Annotated in this window: 9 protein-coding genes; 1 reads left to right on the forward strand and 8 read right to left on the reverse strand. The window is 32.9% G+C overall.

What is annotated here, in order from left to right:
* Positions 1 to 43 precede the first annotated feature (43 nt).
* The 3 genes from DCC35_RS17785 to DCC35_RS17795 form a co-directional block, all read right to left on the reverse strand.
* Positions 44 to 652, reverse strand: a complete 609-nt coding sequence (locus DCC35_RS17785; protein ID WP_137092069.1) for a hypothetical protein — start codon at positions 650 to 652, stop codon at positions 44 to 46.
* A gap of 493 nt (positions 653 to 1145) precedes the next feature.
* Entirely contained in the window at positions 1146 to 2516 is a 1371-nt protein-coding gene (locus DCC35_RS17790; RefSeq protein WP_137092070.1) for a cystathionine beta-synthase, read from the reverse strand.
* A gap of 106 nt (positions 2517 to 2622) precedes the next feature.
* Entirely contained in the window at positions 2623 to 4059 is a 1437-nt protein-coding gene (locus DCC35_RS17795; RefSeq protein ID WP_137092071.1) for a pyridoxal phosphate-dependent decarboxylase family protein, read from the reverse strand.
* Between the two features lie 157 nt (positions 4060 to 4216).
* Here DCC35_RS17795 and DCC35_RS17800 point away from each other — a divergent pair, with 157 nt between their 5' ends.
* Positions 4217 to 4798: a hypothetical protein gene (locus DCC35_RS17800; RefSeq protein WP_137092072.1), complete on the forward strand. Its 582-nt coding sequence runs from the start codon at positions 4217 to 4219 to the stop codon at positions 4796 to 4798.
* A gap of 87 nt (positions 4799 to 4885) precedes the next feature.
* Here the strand turns inward: DCC35_RS17800 and DCC35_RS17805 are convergent, their stop codons facing one another.
* From DCC35_RS17805 to DCC35_RS17825, 5 genes are all read right to left on the reverse strand, one after another.
* Entirely contained in the window at positions 4886 to 5374 is a 489-nt protein-coding gene (locus tag DCC35_RS17805) for an Lrp/AsnC family transcriptional regulator (protein ID WP_137092073.1), read from the reverse strand.
* A gap of 159 nt (positions 5375 to 5533) precedes the next feature.
* Positions 5534 to 9052, reverse strand: a complete 3519-nt coding sequence (locus DCC35_RS17810; RefSeq protein ID WP_137092074.1) for a PKD domain-containing protein — start codon at positions 9050 to 9052, stop codon at positions 5534 to 5536.
* On the reverse strand, positions 9045 to 10187 hold the full coding sequence (locus tag DCC35_RS17815) for a polysaccharide pyruvyl transferase family protein (RefSeq protein WP_137092075.1): 1143 nt from the start codon (positions 10185 to 10187) through the stop codon (positions 9045 to 9047). Before DCC35_RS17815 ends, DCC35_RS17810 begins: the two co-directional genes overlap by 8 nt.
* A 3-nt stretch (positions 10188 to 10190) precedes the next feature.
* Positions 10191 to 11069, reverse strand: a complete 879-nt coding sequence (locus tag DCC35_RS17820; RefSeq protein ID WP_394347743.1) for a glycosyltransferase family 4 protein — start codon at positions 11067 to 11069, stop codon at positions 10191 to 10193.
* 47 nt (positions 11070 to 11116) lie between these two features.
* Positions 11117 to 11311 carry a hypothetical protein gene (locus tag DCC35_RS17825; protein ID WP_137092077.1) on the reverse strand — a complete coding sequence of 65 codons (195 nt, stop codon included), beginning with the start codon at positions 11309 to 11311 and terminating at the stop codon, positions 11117 to 11119.
* Positions 11312 to 11355 lie beyond the last annotated feature (44 nt).

Raw genomic sequence — 11355 nt, forward strand, 5'->3', positions numbered from 1 at the left:
GTTTTCTTATACATATGATTGTTTGAACTATGCGGTAACTCTATTATATAATGTTACAAGATTTTTCAAATTCTTCAATGAGTTTTATAACTCCCTCTTCGTTATTTTTAAACTTTCCTTTTTTAATTGATTCCAAAATTCCTGGACAATTTTTAAAAATCTTTTTTGCACTTCTTTCGAAGGATCTTTGTTTTCTGAGAATCAACATACTGTATTCATCGGGTGATGATATATCACTGAAAAAATAGAGATCTGGAGTGTATATACTTATACTTTTATATAATTTATATCTATTACTTTCATAAACGAGAGCATGAAGAATTTTATGCTTTCCCTTAAAATTTAATGCTTCTAAGAGTATTTCATCCTCACCCAATATTTTAACATTTTTAATGTCATCAAATTGCTCCCAATCTTCGACAACGGATTCATTTGGTTTATTTCTTGTAAAAATTAATTCACTATAATCAATTGGATTTACGAATCCAAAACCAACAACGGTGCTGTCTGAATTGGTAGTTATAATAACTGATTTAAATAAATGAGAAGGTTGCTTTGATTTTAAACTTGCAGTTGGTAATTGGGCGTAAACTAAATTTGAAAAGCAAAGTGTAAGTAATAATAGAATTGAGTAATGCTGTAGATTTTTCATATCAATTTAAATAATAAACATTTTTATAAAAGATTAAAGAAACAGGAGAATAAATAAGATTATTAAACGATTATACAATATTAAAAAAAATAACAATCACAAAAGTCACTCTAACATCTGTTCGATTAAAATTTTTAGAAAATTATACACAACGATTGGCTAAGCGCAACTCTGTCGCGCTTATTCCATATATAACTTTCGTTGTTTTGGTTATTATTTTCTTCCTTAAAAGCTTAAAAATACCTGTTTGTGGTTCATAATCAAACATTTTCCTTATTTACACCAGTTAGTAAACGGTTGTAACCGACTGTAAACGTTTACGAATGGCTAGGCTTTATGAATAACAAGATATTAATGGCAAATCAATCTTGCATCAGGCCTCCAAAAAACTCAAATCGCAATCTTTTTTCCCCAACAAATCCTGACGAAACATAAAAAAAAGAGCACCCTTTTCAGGATGCTCTTAATTAAGTTTATCTTTTACTTATATAGTTTATTTAGTCATCGCCATCAGCAAGTCATGCTGAGTAATGATATGAACCTCATCTTTATTATCTCTCACTAAGATAGCTTTGTGTTCTTCATCAATCAGCGAGGATAATACATCCAGGGTATTATTCGCTGAGACGAATTGGAACGGATCATCCATGATCTCAGACACGGGCTCTCCTTTAATATCCGGATTGTCTATTAATTTTCTCAGAACCTTTGAATCAGTCAATGAACCAACAAAATCATCTCCATCGGTAACAGGAATTTGAGATATCCCCTTTTCATTTAAAAGACTGACAGCATCCATCACCTTAGTATTTTTATCAAGAGTCACCAATTTACCATTAGTTTCCTGCTTCTTGATAATATCTTCAGCTGTAGCATAGCTTCTTGCCTCGATAAATCCATGATCTTTCATCCAGTCGTCATTGTAAACTTTACCAAGATAACGCGTACCATGGTCTGGTAATATCACAACCATCAGATCGTCTTCTTTTAGATTATCTTTAGCCCAGTCTAAAGCACCCTTTACTGCTGCACCACAAGACCAGCCGATAAACAATCCTTCCTCACGAGCTAATCTTCTCGTCATTATTGCAGCATCTTTATCTGTCACTTTCACAAAGTGATCGATCAGGCTAAAATCTACATTTTCAGGCAAAATATCTTCACCGATACCCTCTGTCAGATATGGGTAGATCTCTTTTTCGTCAAACTCCCCTGTTTCTTTATATTTTTTAAAAACAGATCCATAACTATCTATCCCTACAGTTAATATATCAGAATTTTGCTCCTTTAAATATTTCGCAGTTCCACACATCGAACCACCAGTACCTACACCTGCTGCATAATGGGTGATCTTACCTTCTGTATCTCTCCAGATCTCAGGACCTGTCGTTTCATAATGCGCTACCGCATTTGAAAGATTGTCATATTGATTTGGAAAGAACGAATTAGGAATTTCTTCATTCATTTTTCTGGCTACTGAATAATATGATCTTGGATCATCCGGGCCAACGTTGGTCGGACAAACAATTACTTCAGCACCCATCGCCCTCAAAATATCTATCTTCTCTTTAGATTGCTTATCAGCAAGAGTAAAAATACATTTATAACCTTTAGCTATTGCTCCAAGGGCTAATCCCATACCGGTATTCCCAGATGTACATTCGATGATAGTTCCTCCCGGTTTTAACCGACCGTCTTTTTCGGCATCCTCGATCATCTTTAATGCCATTCGGTCTTTCATCGAATTACCAGGATTAAAATACTCGACCTTAACTGCTACAGTTCCTTTAATTCCTTCTGCAACTTTGTTAAGTTTAATTAGCGGGGTATCCCCGATCGTGTCTATAATTGAATTGTAAATCATTGTCTTTTGGATATTTGCGCAAAATTATATAATCCTGCAACAACCAGCACATTGATTGTAGCTTTTATCTAATTATACGTAAATAAGGTAATTTTTATCGTTAATATTAACTCTTATCTATCTCCGAAATTACTTCCGAAGCTAATTCTTCCATCAAAGATATTAATTCTTCTACATGTTTTTCGTGGACGTTTGTCTGACCGATAACAACACGGATTGCAAATTTATTCTTAAGCCGTGTATGCGTCAGAAAAAACCGACCAGTATCGTTGATTTTTCTCATCAATAATTCTGAAGCACTATCAGCCTGCTCATCAGTCCATCCCATTTTAATAACCCTGAAACAAATCAGGTTCGCTATTACAGGAGCTAATATTTCGTAATGTCCTATTCGGGCTATATGACTTTTAAATTTATCAGCCATCTTAATATGACCTGAAATAGTTTTTTTAATTCCTGAAAGGCCAAAGCTCCTTAGTACGAACCAAAGCTTCAACGCCCTGAATCTTCGACCCAACTGAATTCCCCAATCCCTGTAATTTTTAACCTGCTTATCAATATCTGTTTTGAGATATTCGGGCATCACAGAAAATGTCTTTTGAAGTAATTCAGTATCCTTAACAAAATATGCAGAGCAATCAAAATTGACCATCATCCACTTATGAGGGTTAAAAACAAAACTATCTGCATTCTCAATACCTTCTATCAAATATTGATATTTTTCCAGTATTAATGCTGTCCCTAAATAAGCTGCATCCACATGATGCCAGATATCATAATCTTTGGCCAATTTCCCTATTTCATCTAAAGGATCACAAGCCGTAGAACTGGTAGTTCCCAGAGCAGACACAATACACATTGGCTTATATCCTGATCTCAGGTCTTCTTCGATAGCCTGTTTAAGAGCGATTGGATCCATCGAGAAATCATCTTTTACAGGTACTCTAACCAGATTATCCTCTCCTAAACCAGCTATTCTTATAGCCTTATCGATACTACTATGCACTTGATCAGATGAATATATGCGGAATTTTTCTCTTCCCGTAAAACCACTTTTATTAACCCTGAAGTGCGAGTACTTTTCCCTGGCAGTCAAAATTGCAACTAAAGTGGCGGTTGAGGCTGTATCCTGAATCACTCCAGTAAACTCTTCAGGCAAGCCAATGGCATTTCGCAACCATTCCATCATCCGGTCTTCTAATTCCTCTGCTGCCGGAGAAGTAAGCCAAATCATACATTGTGCACCCATACCTGAAGTAAGCATCTCAGCCAGAATAGAAGGAAAACTATTATTAGCAGGGAAATATGCCATAAACCCCGGGTGCTGCCAGTGAGTCATTCCCGGCAAAATATCCTCTTTAAAATCGTTAAATATCTTATCAAAAGCTTCAGGCTCGTCGGGATATTCAGAGGGGATTTTATCTTTAATAACACCGGGGCTAATATCCGGCTTTACAGGTAGGGATTCTAAATTGTTAAAATAGTCAGCTATCCAATCGACCATTTCATATCCCCTTTTCCTAAATTCTTCAGGATCGTGCATGTTCGTAAAATCTTTATTAAAAAGTTAATTTAATCATTAAACATTTAAGTGATAAACAATAGTTAAAAGAGAAAAAATAAATTGGAATATCTAATTTTTATATTAGAAAAATACCATTATATTAGTGTAGTTGCATTTGAAATAACTAATCCCAGATATGCCAACAAACCAGCAAAACCCTAAAATTAAAGTCACCTCATTAAGTGAAAGTTTTAGCGAAGGAGACTTATACAGAGAAATTAACAAATCCCAATATGATAATGCATTGCTTTTAGGGCTACCTGCGATGCTTCTTCATTACCCAAATATTCTAATGAATAAGGAAGTTGAAAATATTTTCGATAGCGGGACTGTTGAGAACTACAATCAATTTTGTGACTTCTTAGAAGATATAGACAGCATCGGATTTAGAAATCTATATGGAGGGGAAATAGATGACAGCGATGAAATGACGGCATATGACCACAGTTGCTCAATCATGTATACCCTTTGGGCTTATGATAACAAGATTATAGATGAAAGAGAAAATAAAATCCTTTCCTGTGATTATGGATATAAGCTCAGAAAAAAATATAATTCGACAAGACAATTTATTGATGACTTTTGTCTAATCGCATTAATTTCAGGGTATAGTAAAGAAAACATCACCCTCCTTAAAAACAAATTAGTGAATCCAACTAATGGAATGCTAAAGGATTTTAATTTGAAAAAAATAAAATTCACCCAGATTCTTTCATAACCAGGGTGCATGCCTGCTGTTAAAGTTTGAAACTTTTCCTGTAAATCAATAAAAAAGCCGATGAAATTCATCGGCTTCTATATTTAATTATTTTAAAATCCCATCTGGGACAGGCATCACCTTACTGTCTTTAAAAGTAGAAAGAATCACCATCGACTGAAGGTTATCTACCACTTTAATTGCCGATACTCTTTCTAGCATCAACTGCTGGTAAGCAGCAATATCGCCAGTAATAATCTTAAGGATGAAATCACCTGAACCGGTAATATGGTGACATTCGATTACTTCATCTATCTTATTGATTTCTTCGATAAAGATCTCAATTATATCTTTATTATGCCCGGTTAAACTTACCAAAACAAAAGTATTAACCCCTAATCCTATTTTAGAAGGATTTAATTGTGCATGATAAGAATGGATAACACCTGACTGCTCCAGCTTTTTAACACGCTCTAATGTAGGTGCCGGAGATAATCCTATTTCTTTAGATAACTGACTGTTAGTGATCTTGGCATTTGCCTGAAGAATCTCGAGGATTTTTCGATCAATCTTGTCTAGCTTAACTGGAATACTCATTTAACTCTCTATTTATTACCAAATATTTGGCAAATATAGAAATAATAAGGCAACCAAACGAATTTATTTTTACCAAATTGAATAATAATAAAATAAAATTAGGCTGAATTAACAGGCCAATTATATTTTTGAGCTTATATTAATTAGCCTGAAACCTAATTACTGTTTAATGAATTTGACACTAGTCTTTATATTCTCATTACTAATGTTAACTGGGTAAACCCCTGGGGATAATTGAGTTGCCTTAAATGGAATGTGATTTAATCCTTCTTTTAATTCATATTCAAATTCTAATGCTTTGCTACCTTTCGAATCAAGAACCTGAATTAATACAATTTCATTATTAGGAGAGGTGATTTTTAAGTAAGAATCCGTTCTGGAAGGGTTTTTAGTAAAACCTATTAAACTCAGTCCACTATTAAATGTAATACATTGAGAATTATTGTATTTATTAATTTCACGTTCAACCTCATCATAACTCACTTCAACACATAAGTTTTTAACTGAAGTCAAATCATGATTGATCGGAAATGTAAAGGAATCGCTTGTGTTAAATTTCATTTTTTCTTTTAGAAATTTTTGAAAGACCTCTCCATTAGACAATTCAACGGAAACAAAAAGATTTCTCACAGGTATATTTCCAATATTTGAAACTTTGACCTCAAGAAAATTTTCACCATCTATTTCAATGAGCTCAATTTCATTAAGCTCAATATCAACAACGGGGTTCACTGCAGAAATATTCAAAGATGAAGATGCAGTACAACTATCCTTAGAATAGCCAGTCAACTCGATAGTATAATCCCCTCTAAACTCGTATAAATGTGATGGTTCAAATTCATATGAAATTGATCTATTACCTCCTTCAAAATTCCATTTAAACGTTTCAGCATATCTACTTTCATTAGAAAGCTCAACTAAAAATGGAACCCCACCTTCGGTGTTGGAAACAGAGAAAACTACTTCAGGAATTCTATTTATATTAATCTCTTTTGTAAGTGTATCCTTACACCCATTTTCTGCGGTAACAACATGTTGAATAGGTTTATTACCCGATTGAGAAAATATCCATGATGATTCTTTTCCGGACAGAATAATATTATCATCTACAATCCAGTTGTAATCAGTTACATTTTCTGTAGATGACCTTAAGATCGTCTCTTCTCCTTCACATGGATTCTCAACTTCAAAGTTTACAGTCGGTGATTGTTTAATAGTAAATTGCTTTACTGTATCTTCTGAACAAAGATTATTAGCAATTACATTTAGCTTAACTGAATATTCACCAGGGGCGGAATAGAATTTTTCAATACTTTCACCTAAATATTCTTCCCCCTGAATAGTCCATAGCCAGCTTTTAATATCAGAAGCATTTTGATTCTTAGTATGTGAAAACGAAACAAAACTTTCTGAACAGGCATTTTCTATATCAAAATCCGGATTCGGTGATTTATTAATTTCAATATTTTTAATTGTATTTGACTCACAACCGAACGAAGACTTTACTTTTAATTCAACTTTATAATTACCGGCAGAATCAAAATCAATATTAGGGTTTCTGATAGAATATTTTTCTGTATCATTTACTAACCATTGCCAGGAGCTTATTTCATCACCTGTAATGCCAGATCTGTCAGTAAACTTTACAGGAATATTATCACAAGCTAGGGATGTAGAGAAGTCAGCTCGTGGAACATCATGAATATACAAACTATCGAACTTCGTGTTCACACAGCCACTCTCATTGGTTAGAGTAAGAGAAATATTATAATATCCGTTTTTCTCAAAGAAAATATCGGGATTTAACTCATTGGATTCAACACCATTATCAAAATCCCATTTTCGTGAAACAATATTAGATCCGCTTGAAAGATTATTAAAGCTGACAAATGAATTCTCACAAGCTTCCGCAAAAGAAAAATCTGATTTTGGTCCTTCTTTTATTTCAATTTCCTTGGATATAGAGTCATAGCATCCAGGAATTGTGGTTTTTAATGATACAGAATAAATACCCGGTAATTCAATTTTCTCAGTATAGTTTGTGTTGTTTGTTACCAGGTTATCATTTAAGTACCATTGATAAGAAGCAAAATCATCAGCTCCATTTAAGATGGATTGATTTTCAAATAATAAGTCAGTATTAGAACAAACAACAGTTTGGTCAGAAGAGAAATTGGCGATTGGTTGCTGATAAATACTGATCGTATCGAAGGCAATATTTGAACAACCTGTATTCGCATCTGTCACATCCAGCCTTATCGGATAAGCACCATCTGCGGTATACTGGTGAGATATAGATTGTCCAGAGGCTGTATTACCATCACCAAACTGCCAGTTCCAGGAGTTAAGATTAGATTCTGAAGAGGCTGAAAAATCTATATTCTGTTTAGTGCAGGAAATTGAATCACTCTTAATAAATACATTTGGAGAAACAAGACCTGAAACATAAGTAGAATCAATAATATAACCTGAGTACCCGCTATTATTTAAGTAATTCAAAATCAAATACTTACTACCTCTATTATTATAATTATTAATTAAATTATTAGCACTGGAATAAAAAACAGGACTTCCTGCTGAAGAATCAGAACTGAATTTAACCCTAACTAATTCTCTATTTTTTAAATCTATAAGAAACAAAGACCAATCAGATTTATCTTTAACCATCTCCAAACCAAATCCCTGGCTAGAAGTAGGTAAATCTAGTTCCTCATTTGAATAATTTAATTGACCAAGATTATACCCCAAATTTATTTTATATGTGTTACCTAATGCGCCTTGTATAAAAGCATAATACCCGCCAACCTCAAATTCGATATCGATTGTAGCTGGATATCTTAACCGACTCCCTGTCAAATTAATTGTTTCTATATTAGGTATGTCCATTAAATTAGAACCATAATTTAGTTTTAAAATCTTTTCTTTAGTATATGACAGAACATATCCAGTATAAGACCCACATTCTTCTACAATATCTATTCCTCTTAAGGTATGACCTCTTCCTACTTCAAATAAAAACTCCTGAGGTTCATCAGTGATTTCATCTTGAAATTTCAACATCAAAACCTCTTCATAGCAAGAAACTGCTGCAAAAATATCATTTCCCGTTTTAATAATTTTGATATTATTAGGGGAATCAATACTAGATTGGATTGCTATTTTAGAAATGGCAATATCGTTACTCAATAGACCCTGGTTAAATTTAATCCTCAGTAAATTATCTCCACCAGTGTTGGCCACAATGATATTCCATATCCCCTTACTTTCAACGATATCAAAACCAAATGACCTATTGATCTCAGATTCTACATTTTCCAAATAAGAAATTTGAGGTGTGTTTTCCAGGCTCGATCCAAAATTGAGCCTGAGGAGTTTATTATTAGTCTGACTTAATGCAAAGCCAAAAAACATCCCATCGTCCTCTACTATTTTTATAGATCTAGCTCTATAAAAGTCATTATTTGTAATTAGGCCTTCTGCAGAGTAATCATTATCTAAGAAATCTCCTGCGGTGAAATCAATTGAATATTCAGATAATTGTTCATCATCGAGCTCAACCGCAAAGTTTTGGTGAATACAAATATTATCATCAATGGTAAATGAAATATCATCACATTGACCAAATACTTCTATTGAAAAAGTAGAATAGAGTAGTATAATAAAAAAATATTTATTCATCCTTTAACTCAAAATTATCAAAAAAAGCAGCTATCATAGCACCTGCTTGATTCTCATTATAACTGATATCCTTCTGTGTTTTTGTTTTAATTTTAATAATATCACTTATATACTCATCAACTATTATGGGTAATTCACCCTTTCCAAGCTGATTAATTTTGATTAATTTTGAAGAATTCTTCAGCATTTCATGAACGTTTCTTAACTTTTCTTCCAATTCAATAATCACTGAAGGAATCCCCAACATTGCTGGAATAATTGCACCATGAGCTCTTGAGGTTACAAGAACAGTATATTCCTTTAATTTTTGTAAAAACCAATTCAAATCACATTGATCTACCCACGGATCCCAAATCAACACTTCATCAAAATATCTCCTAAAATCTAACAATCCTTTATCATGATTTTTATCAAAAAGGATCAAAGAAATTTCATAGCCCTTATCCTTGAGATTTTTAACGTCTTTCAATAGGGCATTTAAATACTGGTCGTCGCCATCCCAGTGCCTAAGGATAAAACCTATTTTACGTGCATCTGTATATAGATCGGTTTCAACGGTATTTGGTAACCAATACTTTTTCAGGAATGCCAAATCAATTCCTCTGAAAGGATTAGTTTTCAGATTCATTTCGTTAATCCTTTTTAAACTTCTATCATCTCTGACTGCTAAAAAGTCAAATGTCCCTAATTCTACTGCTGCGTCCCTGAATTTACGTGAGGTGGAGGTAAATGAGCCCACCCCTATTCCTATACCAAGTCTTTTCTTAAAAGAAAGAATTGGCCTTCCCATAATCCTTTTTAGGTATGTGAAAAATGTGGAGTAATTTTTAATCCCTATCGTTTTTATGAAAGAATTAATAACAAGGTTTTTAAAACTTCCTTTTTTAAAATCGAAGTAAGTCCCACCACCACCATGTACCAGATATGAATAATTACCCGTATTTTCCCAATTAACTACCTTAAATTCGTAATCGATTAATTTATTTAAATACTGGTTCGACTCACTATTTGAGAAAATATGTAACTCAGAATCTTTCTTTATACTCTTAATTAAGTTAATCGTGGTGACCATTAAGACATCATCGCCAAAATTCCCAAATCCGTAATATCCCTTTATAAGTATTTTATCAGACATCTATCATTTATAAATTTCTAATATTTTCTCACTTGTTACATTAAGGTTAAATTTCTCTTTTATTCTAAGGTATGCCGAATTCCCTAATTTTTCTCTCATTTCTTTATTTTCGCAAAGCTTATTTAAGAAGTATATTATCTGCTCTGGTTTATCCTTATCAACAAGTACTCCTGATATTTCATGCTCTATTAATTCTTCAGGCCCACCACATCTTGTAGCTATTACTGGCTTACCTCTACCCATTGCTTCAAGAACTACAAATGAAAAAGACTCACTTTCACTAAATAACATTACTATATCAGAATCATCGATAATGGCATTTATGGAGCTTGAAAAATCATTTAAATTTACTTTATCGACTAAACCAAACTGTTGGACTTTATTAAGTAACATAGATTTATATTCTTCATTGGCAGTTTTATTCATTGTGCTACCATAAAAATCTAATTTTGCGTTAATACCTGTGTCAATTAATTTTTTAAAAACCAAAAGGGCAAAATCCTGACCTTTACCAGAAATATAGTTACTTAAATATAAGAATTTCAAAGGCTTCTTTATTGGTGCTTCTCTCTGATTAATCGGCAGTTCTTCAACATTCAATCCATCATAAACTAACTTAACTTTATCGTTCTTCTTTATACCGGCAGACACCACTTTAGAAACACTAATTATTACATCTGCATATTTTGTTATCAAGTTTAACCATACTTTATAGAGCTTTTTAACATAAGAATTTGGGAGCAACCTAATATGATAAATTACTTTAATTTTAGGATCAATGATTTTAACCATAACTCCAATCATATTATATAAATCATTAATATGAATGATTTGGATGTTATTGGATCTTAAAATTTTAATAACCTTCAAGCTATTCACCACCAATAGTGGAAAATATAAAACAAGCGATTTAATGTTTTTTGATATTTCTATGAACGACAGAAAATATCTTTTTTAATTTTCAAATCATCTTCTATACACTTAGCTTCAGAAGGTTGAATAAAAAAAATATCAATTTTATCACCAAGCTTATTAATCACCTGGCTAATTGCTTTATAGGCCCCGGTAAAACCTATCGAATTATCTAATATTAAGACTCTGGTTTTACTATTTCCCGATGCCATAATTTAAGGATTTTTGTCTTTGAAAATTTTTGTATCCAAAGGGA

This window comes from Mangrovivirga cuniculi (genome assembly GCF_005166025.1).
GTDB classification, from domain to species: Bacteria; Bacteroidota; Bacteroidia; order Cytophagales; family Cyclobacteriaceae; genus Mangrovivirga; species Mangrovivirga cuniculi.